A 20,088-nucleotide genomic window follows, 5' to 3' on the forward strand; every position below is an offset into this window, starting at 1 on the left:
ATAATAAGATAGATGAAGTGATTTTATTGGATTGACTACGAAAGGGAATGATTTTTATGAAAGAAAACTTCTGGCGCGATTTGCCGCGTCCATTCTTTATACTTGCCCCGATGGAAGACGTGACCGATGTCGTCTTCCGCCACGTCGTCGCCCATGCCGGCCGACCTGACGTCTTTTTCACCGAGTTCGCGAACTCGGACAGCTACTGCCACCCGGAAGGGAAAGGTAGCCTGCGCGGACGCTTGACGTTCACCGAGGACGAACAGCCGATGGTCGCCCACATTTGGGGCGATAATCCTGACTACTTCCGCGAGATGAGCATCGGGATGGCCGAGATGGGCTATAAAGGCCTCGACATCAATATGGGTTGCCCGGTCCCGAACGTGGCGAAGCGCGGCAAAGGGAGCGGGCTCATCCTCCGTCCTGACGTCGCGGCGGAACTCATCCAAGCGGCGAAAGCTGGCGGTATTCCGGTCAGCGTCAAGACACGTCTCGGATTCGCGAAGCTCGACGAGTGGCGCGACTGGTTGACGCATCTCTTGAAGCAAGACATCGCCAACTTGTCGATTCACTTGCGCACACGCAACGAGATGAGTAAAGTCGACGCGCACTGGGAGATGATCCCGGATATCGTCAAACTGCGTGACGAGATCGCACCGGACACGCTCATCACGATCAACGGTGACATCCTTGACCGTCAGATGGGATTAGAGCTTGTCGAAAAGTATGGCGTCGACGGCGTCATGATCGGTCGCGGGATTTTCAAGAACCCGTTCGCGTTCGAGAAAGAGCCGCGTGAGCATTCGATGGAAGAGTACCTCGACTTGCTTCGTCTCCAACTCGATTTGCAAGACAAATTCCAAGAAGAAGTGCCGCGTTCGATTTCGAACTTGCACCGCTTCTTCAAGATTTACGTGAAAGGGTTCCGCGGGGCGAGCGACCTCCGTGTGAAGCTCATGGACACGAAATCGACAGACGAAGTGCGGGCGCACCTTGATGCGTTCGTCGAGAACTATCATAAAGAAGAAGCTACGCTCGCCGAGGCGGCGTCGACAGTCGAATAAGTTCTACCGGGATTCAGTGTATACTGGATCCCTTTTTGTATGAAAAATAGTAGATGGGCGATGAAACGTTTGGGAGGGCTGCTTCGTATGAAGTGGGTGGAAGGGGAGGGTAAACATGAACGAATGGCGTGAATCAGCGGTCGGTCTTGGGCTTGTGTTTGGAACGGCTGGCGGACTACTCATCTCTGTCTTACTCGATTTTCCGTCCATTTATGGCATTGTCATCGGTTCAATCCTTGGGTATTGGATTGGACTGATTATCTCGATCCGTGCGATGAAACGATAACGACCCATTATTAATACAAGAGGAGTGTTTCTATATGAGTGAATTCCAATTTATTACGAGCAATCACCCACTAAAAGAAGTCGAAAATCCATATATCGAGTTCTTATCGATCAACGAGGCCATCAAAAAAGGCGTCGTGTTGCCTGAGATGCTCACAGACGACGAAGACCTCGACCGTGACGAAAAGATATTGATGAACGTCGAGTCGGAAGAGCAGCTCGACGAGATTGAGATCAAGCGAGACTTGTACTATGACGTGGAGAACGTTGAGGCGTACTCGGAAAAAACGCACGTCGTGGAGTTGCGTTGGCGCTATTCCGATGCGAGAGCCGAACAGCTCGTCGAGTATATAACCGACCACTTGAAGACGTCGAAGGAAGTTGAGATTTGGAAAGTGTGGGTCGATGAACAGACGGAGCCGAACGTTCAATCCATCACGCTCGATGACTTGACGACTGATGCGCTGCGATTTTTAGGTGCAGACGGGTTCGAGCGGCCGGAATGCCTTCGCGTGACAAAAGCTTAACCTGACCGAACGAGATGTCTCGTTCGGTTTTTTTGTTTTGTCTCCTCACTTGAAAAAGACTGCTATATTATGAGGAGAACAGTCAGGAGGGAACACCATGCACATTTTAATCGTTGAAGACGACCGGACGATCGCCTCCGGTCTCCAATATTCGCTCGAACAAGAACAATTCACGACGACGTTGTGCCAGAACGTGGCCGATGCGACAAAGATAATTGAACAACAGTTACATACGATCGACCTGTGTCTGTTCGATTTGTCGTTGCCGGACGGGAGCGGTTATGACTTATGTCGGCTTGTGAAACAACAAAAGGATACGCCCGTCATCTTTTTGACGGCGTTCGATGACGAAGTGAACGTCGTCATGGGACTCGATATGGGAGCGGACGACTACATCACGAAACCGTTCCGGGTCCGTGAACTCATCTCACGGATCCATTCGGTGTTGCGCCGCTACAATAAGCAGACCAGTTCGCCTATTCTGAAAATCGGGTCGGTCGAAATCAACACGCAAGACGCGAAAGTGAAAAAGGACGGAAACGAAATCTTCTTGACGGCGCTTGAATATCGCCTATTGCTCATCTTCGGGAAACATACGGGCCAAGTGTTGTCACGGGCCCAGCTGCTCGACCAGATTTGGGACATGGGCGGGGACTTCGTGAATGACAATACGTTGACCGTCTATATCAAACGGTTACGTGAGAAGCTCGAGGACGACCCGCAACGGCCGACGTTGATTAAGACGGTTCGCGGGATTGGCTATAAGGTGGAACGCTGACATGTTGCGCAATCGAGAGATCCGCATCTATTTGGTCAGCCTCTTGTTGCTGATTGGGGTGGCCTCTACGGTCGCAGTCGTGTTCATCTCCCTGGAGGCGCTCGTCCTCGTCGTCATCCTATCGATCACGCTCTTGCTCGTGACATATCGGTTCACGGCGTGGCGCTATCGGGAGATCGACCAACTGTCGAGCTACCTCCAAGAGATTAGCAACGGCAACTACAAACTAGACGTCCGCGACAATCGCGAGGGCGAACTCAGCCTGTTGAAGAGTCAAATCTATAAAGTGACGAAGATGCTGTCCGAGCAAGGGACGCATCTCGAAGAAGACAAGCAGAAGTTGACGGATGCCATCTCCGACATCTCTCACCAACTGAAGACCCCGCTCACATCGATGACGGTTATGGCGGACTTGCTCAGTGACCCGCGGCTGTCGGATGACAAGCGGCAAGAGTTCACGCATAACGTGCAGGTTCAGCTCGAGCGGATGGAATGGCTCGTCTCGTCACTCCTCAAGCTGTCTAAAATCGATGCCGGGACGATTCATTTCAAGCAGGAACCGGTATCTGTCCCCGCGCTCATTCAAGCCGTGACAGAACCGATGCTTGTGCCGATCGATATTAAAATGCAACGGCTCCAGATTACGGGTGAGCGTGACGTCACGTTCGAAGGCGATATGAAGTGGACGACCGAGGCGCTCATCAACATCTTGAAGAATTGCGTCGAGCATACACCGGAACAAGGGGAGCTGTTCATCGATTTCAGCGAGAACACACTATATACGGAAATCGTCATTCGCGACACGGGGAGCGGCATCGCCAAACAAGACGTCCCGTACATTTTCCAACGTTTTTATAAAGGCACGAATGCGAGCGACGACAGCGTCGGCATCGGGCTCGCCATGGCCCACAGCATCATCACGAGCCAGCAAGGTGAATTGACCGTCCGCAGTGAACGTGGAGCCGGGACCGCTTTTCAAGTTCGATTTTATAAAGCCATCGTCTAAGTGACGAAACAGTCACTTTCGAGTCACGGACGTGTCACACTCGCTCGGTACACTCAAAGTAGATCAAGTACTGGAGGGTGCAAACATGAACATATTAGAAGTACAACATTTATCGAAAGTATACGGGAAAGACGAGATGGAAGTGCGGGCGCTCGATGACGTGTCGTTCACGGTCAAAAAAGGCGAGTTCGTCTGTATCGTCGGACCGTCGGGCTCGGGGAAGTCGACGTTGTTACACTTGCTCGGCGGTGTCGATGTCCCGACGAGTGGACACGTGTTGATCGACAACACGGATATTTATAAATTGGACGAGACGCAGCTCGCCATCTTCCGTCGTCGTCAAATCGGTTTGATTTATCAGTTTTACAACTTGATCCCGATTTTGACGGTCGAGGAGAACATCACGCTCCCGATGCTGTTAGACGAGCAAAAAGTCGACGTCGCCCATTTAGAGCGTATCATCGGCATCCTCGGACTATTAAACCGGTTGACGCATTTGCCGAACCAACTGTCTGGCGGACAGCAGCAACGGGTCTCCATCGGCCGGGCGCTCATCAGCAATCCGGCCATCATCTTGGCCGATGAGCCGACAGGGAACTTGGACAGTCAAAACAGTGAAGAGATTATGAGTCTGTTGAAACTGTTCAACAAGAAGTTCAATCAGACGCTCATCATCATCACGCATGACGAACGGATCGCCTTGCAGGCCGACCGGATCATCTCGATCGAAGATGGGAAGATTGCGAAGAATGAGGTCGTCCGCGCATGAACATCATCAATAAAATGACGCTTCGGCACTTACGCGAGAACAAGCGGCGCTCGCTCGTCACCATCATCGGTGTCATCATCTCGGTGGCGATGATCACAGCTGTGACGACACTCGGTTCGTCGTTCTTGGACTTGATGATTCGTCAAGACATCGTGAACAACGGGGAATGGCACGTCCAATACATCAACACGAATGAGGAGCAGGTCGAGGCGATTCGAAATGATGCATCGACGAAGGACGTCATCCTATCGAGTGACGGCTATGCGGAACTAAAAGAGTCGCAGAATGCCTATAAACCGTACTTATACGTCCGGAACTATAACACCTCGGGGCTCAAAAATTTTCCCGTCGACTTGACGGAGGGACGCTTGCCGAACAAAGAAGGCGAGGTCGTCATTTCCGAGGCCATCCGTCAAAACGCGCAAGTCACGTACAACATCGGGGACAAATTGACGCTCGAGATCGGCGAGCGTATGGACGAATCGTCGGGTCGCGTGTTGACGCAAAACGATGGCTTGATCCGTGACGGGGAGACAATCCTGGAACAGTTGAACGTCGAGGACACGGTGACGTTGACCGTCGTCGGCACGATGACGCGCCCGGCCTGGGAGCCGACGTGGTCGCCGGGCTACACGGTCGTCGGATACATTGACGATAAAGCGTTGAACGGTGCGACCGTCGATACGTTCGTCGCCTTAAACGACGTTAACGGCTCAATTTATGAGGATACGAAACGAGTGATGAACGAACAGAAAATTGAAGGGGTCGCCTATAACTCATCGTTGCTTCGCTATTACGGAGTGACAGACGACGGCGGATTGCGTAAGACGTTGTATGGTTTCGTCGGGATCATCATGACGGTTATCGTCATCGGTTCGATTTCGCTCATCTATAACGCGTTCGCCATCAGCGTATCTGAACGCTCGCGTTATCTCGGGATGCTCGCGAGTGTCGGGGCGACGAAACGGCAAAAACGGAACTCGGTCTTCTTTGAAGGACTGATCATCGGAGGGATTAGCATCCCGATCGGCATCCTTGCCGGGGTGGCCGGGATCGGGGTCACGTTCCTGTTCATCAACGCTTTTGCTGAGAAAGCGCTCAACGTGACGGAGAAGTTTGAAGTCGTCGTCACACCGCTCACGCTCCTGTTGACGGTCCTCATTTCGAGCGTGACGATCTTCATTTCCTGTTATCTGCCGGCCCGTCGCGCATCAAAGATTTCTGCGATTGACGCGATTCGTCAGACTCAGGACGTTCGATTGACGTCGAAGAACGTGAAGACGTCAAAACTCGTTCGCCGTATCTTCGGGTTGGAAGCGGAGATTGGGCTGAAAAACACGAAACGTAACCGAAAACGGTATTTGGCGACGGTGTTCTCGCTCGTCATCAGTATCGTCTTGTTTTTAGTCGTCAGCTACTTCACGGATCGACTCGAGCAGTCACTGGAAATGTCGCAAGGCGCGTACGAGTTCGATATCCTCGTGAACGGGTCAAATCTCGACAAGGATGACTTACGTCGCTATGAGACGTTGGACAACGTGACGAGCGGGACGTACTTCGAGAACACGACCGTCCAGACGATGGTCGACGAAACACGGTTACCGAGCGCATTGACCGAGAACGAGGACTTGATGTCCACGTTCGTCGATGGGAAATTTGTGTACTACGTCTCTCTTTATCAATTGGATGACGACAGCTTCGATGCGTACTTGAAGCAGATTGGGGCATCCGCCAGCAACTTTGAAGATGGGGAGATGCCGAGTGCCGTCTTGATTGATGAAGTCTCGTATCAAGACGTGGACGAGAAAAAGTTTGTCAACTCGAAGACGATTGAGACAGAAATCGGTGATACGCTCGAACTTCGGGACGAGAATGCGACGGAGAAGGCGACACCACTTAAAACCATCAAAGTCGGAGCCATGACCGACGTCGCCCCGACCGGTGTGATGACGAGTTCAATTGGATGGCTCGATGTGATCGTTCGGGAAGGGACGTTTGAAGAGGATGCGATCGGAAAGTTGATGAAGCAATCGAGCCCATCGATTGCCTTGAACACGAGTAACCCGGATGCGACGCAGCAAGTGATTGAAGCGGAGCAAAATATGGACCTATACATTTTCAACGTAGCGGAACAACGTGAACAGCAAGAGCAAATCTTGTTGTTATTATCGATTTTCGTCTATGGATTCATCGTCTTGATCTCGCTCATCTCGGTGGCGAACATCTTCAACACGATCTCGACGAGCGTCTCACTCCGACGCCGCGAATTCGCGATGCTGCGGTCGGTCGGGATGACACCGAAAGGGTTCAACAAGATGGTGTACTATGAGAGCATCTTCTACGGCATGAAAGCATTGGCGTATGGAGTGCCGATCAGTATTCTCATCATGTACCTCATTTACCGGGCACAGATGAACACGTTCGAAGCAGCGTTCACGTTGCCGTGGGGAGATATCTTATTCGTCACGGTCGTAATCTTCTTGATTGTTGGTTCTTCGATGCTGTACGCGATTTCGAAAGTAAAGTCGGATAATATCATCGACCGGTTGAAGCAAGAGAATAACTAATATGCATGCAAAGGGATTCAGTGTCTACTGAGTCCCTTTTTCTGTAAAATGAGAGAGAAGAAAGAGGTGGGAGAATGGACATCCGAGAAGTATTGAGTGGCGGGGATTTGCGCTCGGTCGGCCACGTCGATGAGGTCGTCGCCTACGTCGGGAACGACCCGGACCGATTCAACGAATTGAGGACCGGCTTGACCGATGACCGCCCCGTCGTTCGGATGCGGAGTGCGGACGCGATCGAGAAAGTGACACGCCGTCATCCAAAGCTGCTGCAAGCGCATCAGGCGTCCTTGTTCGAGCAGCTACAGATTGCCACCCAACAAGAAGTGAGGTGGCACTTGGCGCAACTCATGCCACGACTGATGTGGACGGAAGACGAGGCGGCCGACATCGTTCATGTGCTCACCGATTGGATTGACACGGAGACGAGCGCCATCGTCATCGTCAACGCTCTGCAGGCGATGTTTGATTTGAGCGCCGTGTATCCACGATTCCGGTTCGAGCTGAAAGCCTTGCTCGAGACACAGCTCGAGACAGGGAGTCCGGCCGTGAAGAGCCGCGCCAAAAAACTTTTACACAAGTTGTGACCGATGGACTTCATTTCCGGTCTATAAAGATGTAAGTACATCGAGAGGGGGATTCGATTGGACGATCAAGCGATTATCGATTTGTATTGGCAACGTTCCGAGCGGGCGATTGAGGTGACGGCGCAAAAATACGGCGGCTATTGTCACACCATTTCCTATAACATTTTGCATAGCCGAGAGGACGCGGACGAGTGCGTCAATGATACGTACATGAAGGCGTGGCAAGCGATTCCGCCGACACGTCCAGTGCGGCTCGCCGCCTATTTGGCAAAGCTGATCCGTAACGTCTCGCTCCATAAGTATGAGAAGGCGAACGCCAAGAAGCGCGGAGCGGGACAAGTTCCGCTCATTGTCAGTGAGCTCGAGCACTGTCTCGCCTCCTCCGCCGCGACCGATTCAGAAGTCATCGAGTTGTTGAACGACTTTTTGGCCCAGTTGCCGCAAGAGACCCGGCAGATCTTTATGGGGCGTTACTTTCACTTTCAATCGATTAAAGACATCGCGAAGATGCGACACGTGAGTGAGAGCAAGGTCAAGATGGTGCTGCTTCGGACTCGGAACGACTTGCAGCAAGTGCTCGAAGCGGAAGGGGTGGCGCTATGAACAGAGATCGGCTCACACGTTTGATGGGGGACGTCGATGACCGGTTCGTCGAGGAATCGATGATGGTTGAAGCCAAAAAGCGGAGACATTGGCATTGGATGGGTGGTCTTGTGGCAGCCGCCGCTGTCACACTCTTCGCCGTGACATGGGACGGTTTTAAAGAATTGATTCCACTGTCGGACAGCTCGAGCAATATGTCGGTCGCTTATATCGATGAAGGGGACATCGATGTCGGGATGTCATCGGCAAACCTTGCCGAGATGAGTGAAGACGAGCTGTTCTCGAAATGGGAACCTGCGGTGGTACAGGGCGTCGTGAAACAGATTGACCACATCGAGCTCGACTTCAACGGACAAGAGGAATATCAGTCGATTGTGACGATTGGCGTGACAGACGTCTATCGGGGAGACATCGAGCAAGGCAGCACGATTCAAGTCCTCACGGTTGCCGGTGTCGGTTCTGAAGTGCTTCAGTCGGATGCGGACGTCATCTCTGAACTTCGCCTTGGGATGGAAGGGATTTTTATGCCGAGACGGCATGATGCTTCCCACGTCTGGTCACAAAACGGGGCCTCGCTTCAAGTAATGGACGTGAGTGATTACGGTTTTCCGGACGGTGAGCGGTACATGTTCTTGAACACGGACGAAGGACTCGTCTTCAGTCGAGACGCCTATCCGTCGCTACGTGGCGCTGAAACACTCGATGACGTAGAAGCGTTCATGATGGAACGGTTCCGTTAACGGGAAGAGAATATGGAAGAGAGGGGGGACTACGATGGCAGAGCAGAATTGGCGAGCGTCGGGTGTAGGACTCGGACTGGTGTTTGGAGCTGGGATTGGTATCATCAGTTCGCTCCTATTTGGATTTGAATTGGTGGACGGAATCGCGGCAGGTGCTGCATTCGGCTATCTCATCGGGCTCGTGGTGTCATTGACAACGCGGGTATGAGAAGTGAGAAGCGTAAAAAAATCAACCTCACCGATGATGGGAGGTTGATTCTTGCATCCATTATTCACAAGCCCAGCCGTCTTTATCACGGTCCATGCTTGGCTGATAAGCCGCATGATCTGAACTGACACCACCTGGATAAGTGCCACGGAGGTCCGTACAGTTTTGGAACTTCTGACTTGTCGGCGCAGCAGCGGCCGAGTAAGACGAACTTTCATTTGCGGCTGCGGCTTTCAAAGCGCTTGCCTCTTGTTCGGCTTGTGCAATGAGATGGGCAGCTTCTTCTTTCGCTTCATTGAGTTGAGATTGAGCGATGCTTGCTGCTTCATCCTCGGCTTTGGAAACAATCGTGTCGGCTTTAGACTCTGCCTCTTTTACAAGTTGTAAAGCTTGTTTCTCGGCTTCGGCAATTTGAAGCTTGGCTTTTTCGTCAGCTTTTACACGAAGTACTTCGACTTCTTCCATCGAATCGTCTAATTCTTGTTGGGCGGCCTCGACTTTGGTTTGGAGAGCGACGTATTTAGCTTGTTCTGCCGAAAGATCCTGCTCATACACTTGTCGACTCACTTTCGTCGCTTGTGTGTAAGCCGAACCAACTAAAATCAAGATGGCGCAAGTAATCAAGACGCGTGTAGATTCGTTAAATTTTTGATGACGCCACATCAGGAATAATCCTAAAGGGAAAAGTAAAATGAGTGCAATGATGATGACGTCGGTTCGTTCGAATAATTTTTTGTTCAATGAATAAATCCTCCTCGTATCTAGATGCAAAACAACCTTACTAATATACCATCATTTAACAATAAAGGGGAATGGAATAATTAATTTCCAGATAAAGAAGGTACATGTTTTTTAAACTCAAAAGGAGGAAATCATATGGATCGCACAATCACTGTGAAAGGAACAGGAAAAGTATCGGCTAAGCCCGATTTGATTGTCGTGAGAATGGATTTGACGTCAAGAGCCGTCCGTTATGAGGAGACGATGAACGGGGCGACGATGGCCGTCACGCGTCTACAAAAGGCAGTCGAGCAGGCCGGATTCGAGAAGGTAGCGCTCAAGACGACCGATTTCTCGATTGACACGGATTATGAGAGTTATCGCGACAAGCAAGGCAACTACAAGTCTCGGTTCCGGGGTTACATCTGTCAGCAGAAGACGAAGCTCGAGTTTCCGCTCGATACGAAACAGTTGTCCGCGGTCATCGAACACGTCAGCAACTCGCTAGCCGAACCGAAGTTGTCCATCTCGTTCACAATCAAGGATGCGGATACGATTCAAGACGAACTGCTCGCGAGCGCGGCGGCGAACGCGCGTCATCGGGCCGAACTGTTGGCGAAAGGGGCCGGGGCGACGCTCGGTGACTTGCTTCAAATCGATTACACGTGGGGCGAGCTCCATCTTTACTCCCCGACACGTCTCACGCTCCATGACGAGGTGCTCTTCTCAGAGGCCGCGATGCCGGAACTCGAACCGGACGAGATTGACTTGAGTGACTCGGCGACGTTCGTGTGGGCGATTCGATGAGGCGTGTCATCGGATTAGTATTGCTCCTTCTGTCTGTCTCTTTGTCGGCTCAAGCTTTGTCATGGGCGTATGCGTTCGTCGTGTTGGATGGACGGGTGTATGAAGTGATGGATGTTGCCGTATTGGATGACGATTTAGGTGAAGTCGTCGGCGAGGTGAAGACGATGGCCGACGATATGGATGGCAGCTATTACGGGGATGCCTCGAACATGTATCCGATTGGGACAACGTATCGGAAAGTGAACGGGGAAGCGATTGAGGATGTGCTCGCGGTCGAGGACGAGTCGGGATGGAAGCGGGCCGAATATCGGCATGACGCTCCGTTCAGCATGCGTGACCATCTGGATAAGGTGGCATATGGATTCGTCGGACTCGGCCTCGTGGTTTTCGTCATGTATCGATTTAGGAGGACAAGATGAATCTATTCGAGTTTGAAAGATATGTATCACGGCGAATCGAGGACCGTGGCTACGGTTATTATATGAATGGGAACCTCAAATTAGTGTCACAAACTCGAAATACGTACTGGTTTGATGTATATGGCAGTAGCGTTTATCGAGTGGAGGTTACATGTGCGAACGAGTGGATGATTCAATCGTCATGCGATTGCCCCTATAATCAAGGAACGTGTAAACATGAGGTCGCAGCTTATTATTGGTTACGTGATCGGCTGACGTCAGGGGCACCGTTTGATTTAGCAAAAGAACTCGGTAAGTTGAAGAAAGCCGATCTTATCGATGTGATTGTAAAGCTAGCGCATGACCCGGATATTCACCATCGTTTGGCACACGACCTCGGACCGCCATCAAGCAATCCAGAAACATTCGTTCAAGTCTGTGAGCGAGAAATTGCCGAAAAATTTTCAAGCGGCACGATTGATCAACAAGAAATGAAGACTTTGAAACGTTATCTGTTTCGTAAAATAGATGTGATTCAGTCAGATGAAAATCCTGTATCACGCTTATTCAATAGTATTTCATTTCTTGATACAGTCACTCCGACAATCATGAGATGTGATACGTTTATCCATCTGTTGTTCGCTGTGCGAGACGAGATCACTGATTTGATGGTGTCAGCCATTGAGGAAATCCCGAGGGCGGGACGAGATATGGTTCTTCAACGTTTCATTTTGATGTGGTATGAACTGCATCTAGCTGTGTACAATGACGTTCATGTTCAACTGTTGAAAGTGATTGTCCCTATGTATGAGGGGGATAAGACTTTTCTCATCGACCAAATCGATCGGTTCAGAAACACACACGCCGAGGCTAGTGATTTGGAGCACCTAGACGAGTTCACGAAAGTGTTAACAGAAGAAAGTTGATAAGATGATAATCAAGTATGGAAACAGGGAACAGATTCATGTAGAGGTCACCCAGTCTTGGAGAGAGAAGGGACAAACATGAAAATCCTCATCATCTTTGACTCGATGTACGGGTGTACGGAAAAAGTTGCGCATGCCATCAAGGACGGGTTAAGCGACTTGCACCAAGTTGAAATCATGCAAATCAGCCATGTCGGATACGGCGACCTCGCCAATCTCGATTTGTTCGTCGTCGGCTCTCCGACGCATGGCGGACGCGAGACCGAGGACGTGAAGACGTTTCTCGACGGCTTGTCGGACCATGCGCTTCGCGGCACCCGAGCTGCAGCGTTCGATACGAGTATGGCCGAAGAGGACCAAGGCTTTTTCGTCGGAAAGATCGTCAAATGGTTCGGTCACGCGTCGACCCGAATCGAACGATTGTTGCTGGACAAAGGAGCGGAACCGGTGCTGAAAGAATCGTTCCTCGTCCTCGACAAGGAAGGGCCGCTCAAAGACGGAGAGCTCGAGCGGGCGACCGAATGGGGCCGTCACTTGATGGACAAATAATCTGGCGTGTTCCTTATGGGACGCGTCTTTTTTGGTGCGGATTTGACCGAAGCGCAGTCAAAACGGGTAAATACAACTGTAGCTCTTTTGCATGGAACGGAGGGAGAATGATGAAAAAATGGGAACGTGACGTCCTCATCGGTTGGATTGTCGTCTTGTTGGTGCTCGTCGCGCACTATCTCATCACGGTGTCGCTCGGCAACACGTATTTTGCCGAATCAACGTTGAATCGGATGCTTTGGTTCAGTAGTTTCCCGGCCTTTTTAGTCGCTTTTCTCGCAGCTCTCTTCCAAAAAACGAACACACTCACGCTGGCGGTCCGTCGTGGTGTCATCTGGACGGCCGAGCTCCTTGTCGCCTTCGCCGTCGTCGCCTGGTTCTTCCGGGCATTCAACGCGTTGTTCGAGAGCCCGGGCGCGTATTGGTTGTTCGGGGCCGTCCTGCTCGCCCCGCTCGTCTACTTGCTTGAGTTCCGCCGTCAAAATCGAGGTACGAAGGCCGGGGCCCACTAAGTCCAAAAAACGTCTCCGCGAGGGGGCGTTTTTAGTCTGGGCTGTAATGGGAATGGGATACAGAAGACAAGAATGGAGGGAGTCACTATGAGTCAGTATTTTTCATCATCATACGAAGAGTCACGCGAGAAGTTTCTCGCCTTGCTCGATCACGTCAAAACCTACTATCCGACCGCCCGCGTGATGTCTCACTCGATCGGCGAGGACACGATCGATTTGATTATCGGCGAACCGGCGGGGTCACGCGAGGCGATGCTCCTCATGACAATCGGTGAGCACGGCATCGAAGGATACGCCGGTGCCGCCGTGACGCACCAGTTCGTCGAGACTCAACTTCCGCAACTACGGCATGAATCAACTGGCATCTGTCTGATTCATGCCGTCAATCCGTGGGGGATGAAACATTTCCGCCGTGTCAATGAACATAACGTCGACTTGAACCGGAACTATGTCATCGACCGGGAGACGCTCCCGCGTAACGTCAATAAAGAATACGAGGTCATGCGGCACTTGTTCGTCCCGGACGGCGTCATCGACGATTATCATGAGGCACGTGAACATATCTATTCGTTCCTCGGATCGGGCATCAAACTCGACGGGTTTGACGCGATGACCGAGGCGAAAGGGATGGGCCAGTACCAGTTCCCGAAAGGCGTCTATTACGGTGGCGAGTCAGATGAACCGTCCGCCATCTTCTTGAAGGAGATTCAACACGATCTGCTCGACCGCTACGACCGGATCGTCCACATGGACTGGCACACGGCGCTCGGTCCGACGAACGAAGTGACGATGGTCGTCAGCGAGCGTGACGGGCGTGACGTAGACGAACTGAAGCGGACGTACGGATTGAAGAACATCCAGACGTACGACCCGACGGATGTCCTCGGGGACTCGACGAACCATTTCTACTACGTACGGGATACGCACCATCCGGACAAGCGGCTCGTCTCGGCGCTGTTCGAATTCGGTACGTTCGGGACGTCAACGAAGGCGACGATCCGCGAGTTCTTGACGATTATCCTCGAGAACCGGCTCTACTTTGAAGGGACGAAAGACCCGGAAGCCCGGAACGGCATTCGTAAAGAATTCATGGCCATGTTCTACCCGGAAGACGAGTCGTGGCGGACGTCCGTGTTGCGCGAAGGCGCGGCGGCGATTGAGCTCGTCTTGAAAGCCGAATCGCTCTGGCGCGACAGTTGATAGGTTTCTACTTCGGTCAAACGGGAAAAAGTGGGTTGTGGGCAAACACGCACGCCGCTCAACAATCCAATTGGGGGTTTTGACTAATGGGGAACTATATTACGGCACATGATGGAACGAGTATTTTTGTAGAGGACGTCGGGACAGGCGACGCCGTCGTCTTCTTGCACGGCTGGCCGGCGAACAACAACATGTTCGAGTATCAAAAGAACGCGTTGCTCGAAGCGGGCTATCGCTATGTCGGGATCGACTATCGCGGTTACGGCAAGTCGGACGCACCGGCGACAGGTTATGACTATGCGACGATGGCGTCTGACGTACACATGGTCGTCAACGGGCTCGGCGTCAAAGACTTCACGCTCGTCGGTTTCTCGATGGGCGGGGCCATCGCCATTCGTTACGCCGTCGATTTCCCGGATGACGGATTGAAAAAGCTCGTCCTGTCAGGTGCCGCGGCACCGGTGTTCACGCAACGTCCGGACTATCCATACGGGATGACGCAAGCCGAGGTCGATGCGTTGATCGAGGACACGAAAAAAGATCGGCCGAAGATGCTCGAAGGGTTCGGTGAGATTTTCTTCGAGAAAGAACATTCGAAACCGATGCAAAACTGGTTCCATCATCTGTCACTCGTCGCCTCGAGCCACGGGACGATCGCCTCGGCGAAAGCGCTCCGTGACGAAGACCTTCGGGAGGACCTGCCGAACGTGAACGTCGAGACGCTCATCATTCACGGCGTACACGACAAGATCTGTCCGTTCGAGTTCGCGCTCGAGATGGAAAAAGGTATCCCGAACGCCCGCATCGAGCGGTTCGAGGAGAGCGGACACGGTACCGTCCTCGATGAGATGGACAAGTTCAACAAGACGTTGCTCGGATTTATCTGAGTCGGTGTAAAGCCTAGGGACATTCCTAGGCTTTTTCTTATGGCCAGCCGAAGCACGTTTGTTAGTATTTTTGCGGCTAGAATGACTTCTTCTCGGGTATAGCTAAAATGAGGCACTATGTTCGAGTTGAGATTGAACGAATTTTCTATATGTCGAGGTTTTGACATAGAGATGTTGGTGTTCGTCACACGGTCAAGGATGGCTATGGAAAAGCCGCTCGGGACCGTGCCTGTTTTTGTGTTCACACGCGATTCGAACAGCCTGTCTGGAAACGCTTCACATGAATAATGAAATGAGCCGCCTTTTGCTAGAATGGATGATATTTAGATGGTCAATTTGTGCTGACTAGACTCTAATACATGGTACAATGGAGAGGTGGATTTTTAGATTGAGGAGAGATTGGACATGAATATCGCTTTCTTTTTATATCCGAAAGAAGACGTCAAATATTTAGACCCTGAATCGACGGTGCGCCAAGCGCTTGAGAAGATGAAGCATCATCGCTTCACCTCGGTGCCGCTCGTATCCGAGAACGGCTTCTACGCCGGGACGATGACGGAAGGGGATTTACTCTGGGCACTCGCCGAACAGCTTCGCGGGGAAGAAGACTACGAGAAAGTGCTCCGGACACGTTTGAAAGACATCAAGCAACGCGTACGGTATAAGCCGGTCGCCATCACGGCTCAAATCGAGGAGCTCGTCGATGCGATCACGGATCAAAACTTCGTGCCGGTCGTCGATGACGGCAAGTACTTCATCGGGATCATCCGACGCCGCGACATCATCGAGTACTACTCGACGAAGTTGCAACAGCTCGAGAATAAAGTGAACTAAGCACGAAAGCCAAGTCATTCGCTGACTTGGCTTTCAGATTGTATACGTGAAAACAGAAAGGGGAACTGAACATGATTGAAGAGGGAACGTTTGTGATTGAGTCGGTCTCACCAAATGAACGTTACGTCTGTGTGTTTGAGGATGATGGGGAGACGGGATACATTTATTTTTGTCCGCTGAATTCTTCAGGAGATATGGAAGGTGTCGCGGACTCGCTCTGGATTTACGACCAAATCGCACCGCCGATTGAAGCGTGTGAAGAAGTCGGGTTTGCCTGGGACGACCGTTCGTCAAAAGTTGCCTTCATCGTGGACGGAGAATGTTGGGGCATGTTGGACCTGAACACGAAACGGAAACTCACCGCACCGCGTGAGCACAATGCTATCGTCTCACTCCCGATGGAACTATGGGAAGTGGGTATTCCGGCATCAGAGGGTGAGCCTGTGCAGATGAGCGTTGAGAGCTGATGTTCATGAAAAACTTAGTGAAATATACGGTCGTTATCGCCTTGGCCATCGCGCTCTTATACGGCTACAATACGTTTATTCCGAAAAACCTCACGACATTTATCATCGGCCTCCCGGTATACGTCGGAATCATTCTATGGATCGCTAATCTATTTGAGACGAAACAAGTAATGACTTAATTTTGATACACATACAAGTGTGTTTAGAGAATGTTTAGCGACATCTAAGGCTGGCGTCGAAGTAGGCGATACTGTCGGGAACAACAAAAGAGACGAAAAACAGATGCTTGTATGATTTCCTCCTTAGTTCGCTTCCAAACGACGTGAGACGGCGGTCAAGATGACAGCGATGATGACCATGATGCCACCGACCCAAGGCGTATGCACGAGACCAATCGAGTCCACGACGATTCCGCCGATGGTCGCACCGAGCGCGATACCGATATTGAAGGCGGCGATGTTGAGCGCCGACGCGACATCGACCGCGGCCGGTACATACTTCTCTGCCAACTGCACGATATACAGTTGAAGGCCAGGTACGTTCATGAAGGCGAGCAGTCCCATCAAGACGATGGCGATGAGTCCCGCGACTTTGAACGGGATCATGAACGACATGACGATCATGACAGCAGCGTGGACGATGAACATATAGAACAACGCCTTGGCCGGATCTTCATTGGCGAATTTTCCGCCTGCCCAGTTGCCGATGGCGACGGCGATTCCGTAGACGAGTAGGACGATACTGATCAAGCTCGGACTGATGTTCGTTACATCCTGCATGATTGGCGTCAAGTACGTGAAGGCGACGAACGTTCCGCCGTAACCTAGTGCGGTGATCAAGAAGCCGAGCATGATTCGGCCGTTCGTGAGCACTTTCTTCATATCGGAGAACTTCGCTGGCGGCGATTGTTTCAAATCTTTCGGAATCAAGAAGAAGCTGGCGATAATCGATACAATCCCGAGTGCTGCGACGGCGAAGAACGTGGCCCGCCATCCGAACGCTTGACCGATGAACGTGCCGAGCGGGACGCCGGTCACGGTCGCGACCGTCAAGCCGGTAAACATGAGGGCAATCGCACTCGCTTTTTTATGTGGTGGGACGAGCTGTACGGCAATCGTCGCCCCGATGGAGAAGAAGACACCGTGTGCGAAAGCGGTGATGAACCGGGCGGCAATCAACAGTTCAAAGCTGGTCGACAGGGCAGAGACCAAGTTTCCGCCGATAAAGACGACCATGAGTGCCATGAGCAACGTCTTGCGATTCATCCGGTTCGTGAGCGCCGTCAAGATCGGTGCGCCGACGGCGACGCCGATGGCATAACCGGAGATGATGAGTCCGGCGAGCGTGATGCCGATGTTCAAGTCGCTGGCGATGGATGCGAGCAGGCCGACCGGGACGAACTCGGTCGTCCCGATGCCAAAGGCGCTGATGGCGAGGGCGAGCAAGGCCAGCCCTCCATTTTTCGGTGCCTGTTCGTCGACAGGCTGTGTGTACGGTTGATTCATGAGTAGTTCCTCCTAAAGTTGGGTTGGGAAGACGAGGTCCCTTCGTCTCGAAGTAGCTCGAGCATCTCAATCTTCTTTATTATCCAGTACGGTCGAAAAAGACCCTTACTGTCTCAAAAAGCAGTTACAGGTGAGATGAGCTTGTATTACTGAGCTACAGTTGCTATCATAAGTCCATCGAATTTAATTGGGAAGTACGCACTTTCAAGTACGATAGGCACCGAAAAGTACCTATCCCGGTCCATAAGGAGGAACCATCATGCCATACAACATCCCGGTCGAGGCGACGCTCGACGTCATCGGCGGCAAGTGGAAAGTCGTCATCATGTGTCATTTGATCAAAGGGGAACGTCGGACGAGCGAGTTGAAAAAACTCATGCCGAATATCACGCAAAAAATGCTCACGCAACAGTTGCGCGAGCTCGAGGCGGACGGTGTCATCATCCGCACGGTGTATGAACAAGTCCCGCCAAAAGTCGTCTATTCCCTGTCCGACTACGGCTGGTCGCTCCAACCGATTTTGGATGCGATGTGTGCCTGGGGAGAAGGGCATATTGAACAGACCGGGGAAGACGTCATTTCCTAAATCAGAAAAGACAGTGGCTCTTCAATGAGAGAACCGCTGTCTTTTTATCGTTATGAGGCGGATACGTCTTTTGAGACAGCTTGCTTGTCACTCCATAACGTCTCCATCTCTTCGAGTGTTTTGCCTTTCGTCTCCGGTACGAGCTTCCAGACGAACAAGGCGGACAATACGCTCATCACCCCGTAAAATCCGTATGTCATCGTACCACTAAATTCCATCATCATCGGATAGGTCGATGAAATGAAGTAGTTGGCTGTCCATTGAGCGGCGACGGCGATCGCGACCGCTTGCCCTCGGATTTTATTTGGGAAGATCTCCGAAATGAGTACCCAACAAATCGGTCCCCACGACATCATGAATGAGGCTGTGTAAATGATGATGAAGATGAGTGTACCGATTCCGATTGCATTCGTGTAGGCCATCGAAGCGACACCGAACATCCCGATTGCCATTCCGACAGAACCGATGATGAGCAGCGGTTTTCGACCGACTTTATCGACAAACAAGATAGCGACAATGGTGAAGACGACGTTGACGAGTCCCATGACGACAGTCTGCATCATAGAGGCATCTTTAGCGGCACCCATGCTTTCAAAGATTCGTGGGGCATAGTATAACGCGACGTTGATCCCGACGAATTGTTGGAACACCGACAAGAGAATCCCGATGGTGATGACCAGTTTTCCGTAAGTAAACAGCTTCGCCGAAGAATGACTGACCGACGACTTGATGTCTTGCATAATCGCTTCGGCACGTTCTTTACCATTGATTCGACTGAGGATGTGGAGTGCTTTTTCTTCCTCGCCTTGCAGCGCCAAGTACCGTGGTGTTTCCGGGACAATCAATAAGAGCGAACCGAAAAGGAGGGCCGGAATGGCTTCAGAGGCGAACATATAGCGCCAACCGATGTCATCGATCCAGGCGACCGTTTGTCCACTTGTAATCGACCAGTTGACGAAGTAGACGACGAGCATCCCGAGGATGATGGCGAATTGGTTTAGCGAAACGAGCCGGCCTCGGATCGCGGCCGGTGCGACCTCACTGATATACATCGGCGTGATGGCCGAGGCAAGTCCGACACCGATCCCCCCGATGATGCGATACAAGTTGAACGTAAGTAGAAGGGCAATCGTCGGTTCGCCTTTTGTAAAGAAGAGGACTTCAGGATAAGCCGATCCCAATGCAGACAAGAAGAACAGGGTGGCCGCAAAAATCAAAGACTTCTTACGACCGAACCGACTTGCGAATATACCGGAGATGATCCCCCCGATAATACAGCCGATCAGCGCAGAAGAAGTCGTCGCCCCGTGTACGAGCGAACTTAAGTCTAGCCCGTCAATAAAGTACTTCTCCAATGATTTCTCCGCACCTGAGATGACGGCAGTATCATAACCGAACAACAGGCCACCTAACGTTGCGACGAGTGTGATGGTCATGAGGTATAGCGTGTTCTGATTTTGTTTCATCACGTTTTGCCCTCCTTAAAATTGATAACGCTTACAATAACGAGTAAAAAAAATAAGTTAGTTTGTTTGACGGATAAACTAACTATCCTTATCATACAAA

At 51.5% G+C, this 20,088-nt stretch carries 25 protein-coding genes; 22 read left to right on the top strand and 3 right to left on the bottom strand.

Going from position 1 to position 20,088, the window contains the following annotated elements; genetic code table 11:
- Positions 1-56 precede the first annotated feature (56 nt).
- From NMQ00_RS04200 to NMQ00_RS04250, 11 genes are all read left to right on the top strand, one after another.
- The gene (locus tag NMQ00_RS04200; RefSeq protein ID WP_214832102.1) at positions 57-1,064 is read left to right on the top strand and encodes a tRNA dihydrouridine synthase; all 1,008 of its coding nucleotides are present in this window, start codon (positions 57-59) and stop codon (positions 1,062-1,064) included.
- 115 nt (positions 1,065-1,179) lie between these two features.
- Positions 1,180-1,350 carry a hypothetical protein gene (locus NMQ00_RS04205; protein ID WP_255178073.1) on the top strand — a complete coding sequence of 57 codons (171 nt, stop codon included), beginning with the start codon at positions 1,180-1,182 and terminating at the stop codon, positions 1,348-1,350.
- Positions 1,351-1,384: 34 nt separating this feature from the next.
- Positions 1,385-1,876: a hypothetical protein gene (locus NMQ00_RS04210; RefSeq protein WP_255178074.1), complete on the top strand. Its 492-nt coding sequence runs from the start codon at positions 1,385-1,387 to the stop codon at positions 1,874-1,876.
- Between the two features lie 97 nt (positions 1,877-1,973).
- On the top strand, positions 1,974-2,654 hold the full coding sequence (locus tag NMQ00_RS04215) for a response regulator transcription factor (RefSeq protein WP_255178075.1): 681 nt from the start codon (positions 1,974-1,976) through the stop codon (positions 2,652-2,654).
- 1 nt (position 2,655) lies between these two features.
- Positions 2,656-3,660: a sensor histidine kinase gene (locus NMQ00_RS04220; RefSeq protein WP_255178076.1), complete on the top strand. Its 1,005-nt coding sequence runs from the start codon at positions 2,656-2,658 to the stop codon at positions 3,658-3,660.
- Positions 3,661-3,745: 85 nt separating this feature from the next.
- Positions 3,746-4,429 (top strand): ABC transporter ATP-binding protein, encoded by a 684-nt coding sequence (locus NMQ00_RS04225; RefSeq protein WP_255178077.1) that lies wholly within the window; start codon positions 3,746-3,748, stop codon positions 4,427-4,429.
- Positions 4,426-6,996, top strand: a complete 2,571-nt coding sequence (locus tag NMQ00_RS04230) for an ABC transporter permease (RefSeq protein ID WP_255178078.1) — start codon at positions 4,426-4,428, stop codon at positions 6,994-6,996. Before NMQ00_RS04225 ends, NMQ00_RS04230 begins: the two co-directional genes overlap by 4 nt.
- A gap of 74 nt (positions 6,997-7,070) precedes the next feature.
- Positions 7,071-7,580, top strand: coding sequence for a HEAT repeat domain-containing protein (locus tag NMQ00_RS04235; RefSeq protein WP_255178079.1), 510 nt, complete (start codon positions 7,071-7,073; stop codon positions 7,578-7,580).
- Between the two features lie 57 nt (positions 7,581-7,637).
- On the top strand, positions 7,638-8,183 hold the full coding sequence (locus tag NMQ00_RS04240) for an RNA polymerase sigma factor (RefSeq protein ID WP_255178080.1): 546 nt from the start codon (positions 7,638-7,640) through the stop codon (positions 8,181-8,183).
- Entirely contained in the window at positions 8,180-8,923 is a 744-nt protein-coding gene (locus tag NMQ00_RS04245) for a hypothetical protein (RefSeq protein WP_255178081.1), read from the top strand. Before NMQ00_RS04240 ends, NMQ00_RS04245 begins: the two co-directional genes overlap by 4 nt.
- A 34-nt stretch (positions 8,924-8,957) precedes the next feature.
- Positions 8,958-9,131 (top strand): hypothetical protein, encoded by a 174-nt coding sequence (locus NMQ00_RS04250; protein WP_255178082.1) that lies wholly within the window; start codon positions 8,958-8,960, stop codon positions 9,129-9,131.
- 60 nt (positions 9,132-9,191) lie between these two features.
- Here the strand turns inward: NMQ00_RS04250 and NMQ00_RS04255 are convergent, their stop codons facing one another.
- Entirely contained in the window at positions 9,192-9,872 is a 681-nt protein-coding gene (locus tag NMQ00_RS04255; protein WP_255178083.1) for an excalibur calcium-binding domain-containing protein, read from the bottom strand.
- 135 nt (positions 9,873-10,007) lie between these two features.
- Between NMQ00_RS04255 and NMQ00_RS04260 the strand changes: the two genes are divergently transcribed.
- The 10 genes from NMQ00_RS04260 to NMQ00_RS04305 all read left to right on the top strand — a co-directional run bounded on the left by NMQ00_RS04260 (position 10,008) and on the right by NMQ00_RS04305 (position 16,610).
- Positions 10,008-10,658 carry an SIMPL domain-containing protein gene (locus NMQ00_RS04260; protein WP_255178084.1) on the top strand — a complete coding sequence of 217 codons (651 nt, stop codon included), beginning with the start codon at positions 10,008-10,010 and terminating at the stop codon, positions 10,656-10,658.
- Positions 10,655-11,077, top strand: a complete 423-nt coding sequence (locus NMQ00_RS04265) for a hypothetical protein (protein ID WP_255178085.1) — start codon at positions 10,655-10,657, stop codon at positions 11,075-11,077. Before NMQ00_RS04260 ends, NMQ00_RS04265 begins: the two co-directional genes overlap by 4 nt.
- Positions 11,078-11,244: 167 nt before the next feature.
- Positions 11,245-11,982, top strand: coding sequence for a hypothetical protein (locus NMQ00_RS04270; protein WP_255178086.1), 738 nt, complete (start codon positions 11,245-11,247; stop codon positions 11,980-11,982).
- A 78-nt stretch (positions 11,983-12,060) separates the two neighbouring features.
- Entirely contained in the window at positions 12,061-12,531 is a 471-nt protein-coding gene (locus NMQ00_RS04275) for a flavodoxin family protein (RefSeq protein WP_255178087.1), read from the top strand.
- A 110-nt stretch (positions 12,532-12,641) separates the two neighbouring features.
- On the top strand, positions 12,642-13,043 hold the full coding sequence (locus NMQ00_RS04280; RefSeq protein ID WP_255178088.1) for a hypothetical protein: 402 nt from the start codon (positions 12,642-12,644) through the stop codon (positions 13,041-13,043).
- A gap of 87 nt (positions 13,044-13,130) precedes the next feature.
- The gene (locus NMQ00_RS04285; protein ID WP_255178089.1) at positions 13,131-14,243 is read left to right on the top strand and encodes a M14 family metallopeptidase; all 1,113 of its coding nucleotides are present in this window, start codon (positions 13,131-13,133) and stop codon (positions 14,241-14,243) included.
- 86 nt (positions 14,244-14,329) lie between these two features.
- Positions 14,330-15,130, top strand: coding sequence for an alpha/beta fold hydrolase (locus tag NMQ00_RS04290; RefSeq protein ID WP_255178090.1), 801 nt, complete (start codon positions 14,330-14,332; stop codon positions 15,128-15,130).
- Between the two features lie 405 nt (positions 15,131-15,535).
- On the top strand, positions 15,536-15,964 hold the full coding sequence (locus tag NMQ00_RS04295) for a CBS domain-containing protein (protein WP_021066516.1): 429 nt from the start codon (positions 15,536-15,538) through the stop codon (positions 15,962-15,964).
- A 71-nt stretch (positions 15,965-16,035) separates the two neighbouring features.
- Positions 16,036-16,431, top strand: coding sequence for a DUF2251 domain-containing protein (locus tag NMQ00_RS04300; RefSeq protein ID WP_255178091.1), 396 nt, complete (start codon positions 16,036-16,038; stop codon positions 16,429-16,431).
- Between the two features lie 5 nt (positions 16,432-16,436).
- Positions 16,437-16,610, top strand: a complete 174-nt coding sequence (locus NMQ00_RS04305) for a hypothetical protein (RefSeq protein WP_255178092.1) — start codon at positions 16,437-16,439, stop codon at positions 16,608-16,610.
- A 123-nt stretch (positions 16,611-16,733) separates the two neighbouring features.
- On the opposite strand, the gene NMQ00_RS04310 is transcribed toward NMQ00_RS04305, so the two are convergent.
- On the bottom strand, positions 16,734-17,936 hold the full coding sequence (locus NMQ00_RS04310; protein WP_255178093.1) for an MFS transporter: 1,203 nt from the start codon (positions 17,934-17,936) through the stop codon (positions 16,734-16,736).
- Positions 17,937-18,192: 256 nt separating this feature from the next.
- Here NMQ00_RS04310 and NMQ00_RS04315 point away from each other — a divergent pair, with 256 nt between their 5' ends.
- Positions 18,193-18,522, top strand: coding sequence for a winged helix-turn-helix transcriptional regulator (locus tag NMQ00_RS04315; protein WP_200881502.1), 330 nt, complete (start codon positions 18,193-18,195; stop codon positions 18,520-18,522).
- Positions 18,523-18,572: 50 nt separating this feature from the next.
- Here NMQ00_RS04315 and xylE read toward each other — a convergent pair whose 3' ends face one another.
- Positions 18,573-19,988: a D-xylose transporter XylE gene (xylE, locus tag NMQ00_RS04320; protein WP_255178674.1), complete on the bottom strand. Its 1,416-nt coding sequence runs from the start codon at positions 19,986-19,988 to the stop codon at positions 18,573-18,575.
- Positions 19,989-20,088 lie beyond the last annotated feature (100 nt).

Origin of the sequence: Exiguobacterium aurantiacum (genome assembly GCF_024362205.1) — a bacterium.
Taxonomy (GTDB): Bacteria; Bacillota; Bacilli; order Exiguobacteriales; family Exiguobacteriaceae; genus Exiguobacterium; species Exiguobacterium aurantiacum_B.

Bases quoted from the DNA above. Each gene is read 5' to 3' on its own strand.
- NMQ00_RS04250 (WP_255178082.1), top strand. From the start codon at position 8,958: ATGGCAGAGCAGAATTGGCGAGCGTCGGGTGTAGGACTCGGACTGGTG.
- NMQ00_RS04280 (WP_255178088.1), top strand. From the start codon at position 12,642: ATGAAAAAATGGGAACGTGACGTCCTCATCGGTTGGATTGTCGTCTTG.
- NMQ00_RS04305 (WP_255178092.1), top strand. From the start codon at position 16,437: ATGAAAAACTTAGTGAAATATACGGTCGTTATCGCCTTGGCCATCGCG.
- NMQ00_RS04270 (WP_255178086.1), top strand. From the start codon at position 11,245: ATGATTCAATCGTCATGCGATTGCCCCTATAATCAAGGAACGTGTAAA.
- NMQ00_RS04225 (WP_255178077.1), top strand. From the start codon at position 3,746: ATGAACATATTAGAAGTACAACATTTATCGAAAGTATACGGGAAAGAC.
- NMQ00_RS04275 (WP_255178087.1), top strand. From the start codon at position 12,061: ATGAAAATCCTCATCATCTTTGACTCGATGTACGGGTGTACGGAAAAA.
- xylE (WP_255178674.1), bottom strand. From the start codon at position 19,988: ATGAAACAAAATCAGAACACGCTATACCTCATGACCATCACACTCGTC.
- NMQ00_RS04300 (WP_255178091.1), top strand. From the start codon at position 16,036: ATGATTGAAGAGGGAACGTTTGTGATTGAGTCGGTCTCACCAAATGAA.
- NMQ00_RS04265 (WP_255178085.1), top strand. From the start codon at position 10,655: ATGAGGCGTGTCATCGGATTAGTATTGCTCCTTCTGTCTGTCTCTTTG.
- NMQ00_RS04220 (WP_255178076.1), top strand. From the start codon at position 2,656: ATGTTGCGCAATCGAGAGATCCGCATCTATTTGGTCAGCCTCTTGTTG.
- NMQ00_RS04260 (WP_255178084.1), top strand. From the start codon at position 10,008: ATGGATCGCACAATCACTGTGAAAGGAACAGGAAAAGTATCGGCTAAG.
- NMQ00_RS04295 (WP_021066516.1), top strand. From the start codon at position 15,536: ATGAATATCGCTTTCTTTTTATATCCGAAAGAAGACGTCAAATATTTA.
- NMQ00_RS04230 (WP_255178078.1), top strand. From the start codon at position 4,426: ATGAACATCATCAATAAAATGACGCTTCGGCACTTACGCGAGAACAAG.
- NMQ00_RS04310 (WP_255178093.1), bottom strand. From the start codon at position 17,936: ATGAATCAACCGTACACACAGCCTGTCGACGAACAGGCACCGAAAAAT.
- NMQ00_RS04215 (WP_255178075.1), top strand. From the start codon at position 1,974: ATGCACATTTTAATCGTTGAAGACGACCGGACGATCGCCTCCGGTCTC.
- NMQ00_RS04285 (WP_255178089.1), top strand. From the start codon at position 13,131: ATGAGTCAGTATTTTTCATCATCATACGAAGAGTCACGCGAGAAGTTT.
- NMQ00_RS04205 (WP_255178073.1), top strand. From the start codon at position 1,180: ATGAACGAATGGCGTGAATCAGCGGTCGGTCTTGGGCTTGTGTTTGGA.
- NMQ00_RS04290 (WP_255178090.1), top strand. From the start codon at position 14,330: ATGGGGAACTATATTACGGCACATGATGGAACGAGTATTTTTGTAGAG.
- NMQ00_RS04200 (WP_214832102.1), top strand. From the start codon at position 57: ATGAAAGAAAACTTCTGGCGCGATTTGCCGCGTCCATTCTTTATACTT.
- NMQ00_RS04210 (WP_255178074.1), top strand. From the start codon at position 1,385: ATGAGTGAATTCCAATTTATTACGAGCAATCACCCACTAAAAGAAGTC.
- NMQ00_RS04245 (WP_255178081.1), top strand. From the start codon at position 8,180: ATGAACAGAGATCGGCTCACACGTTTGATGGGGGACGTCGATGACCGG.
- NMQ00_RS04235 (WP_255178079.1), top strand. From the start codon at position 7,071: ATGGACATCCGAGAAGTATTGAGTGGCGGGGATTTGCGCTCGGTCGGC.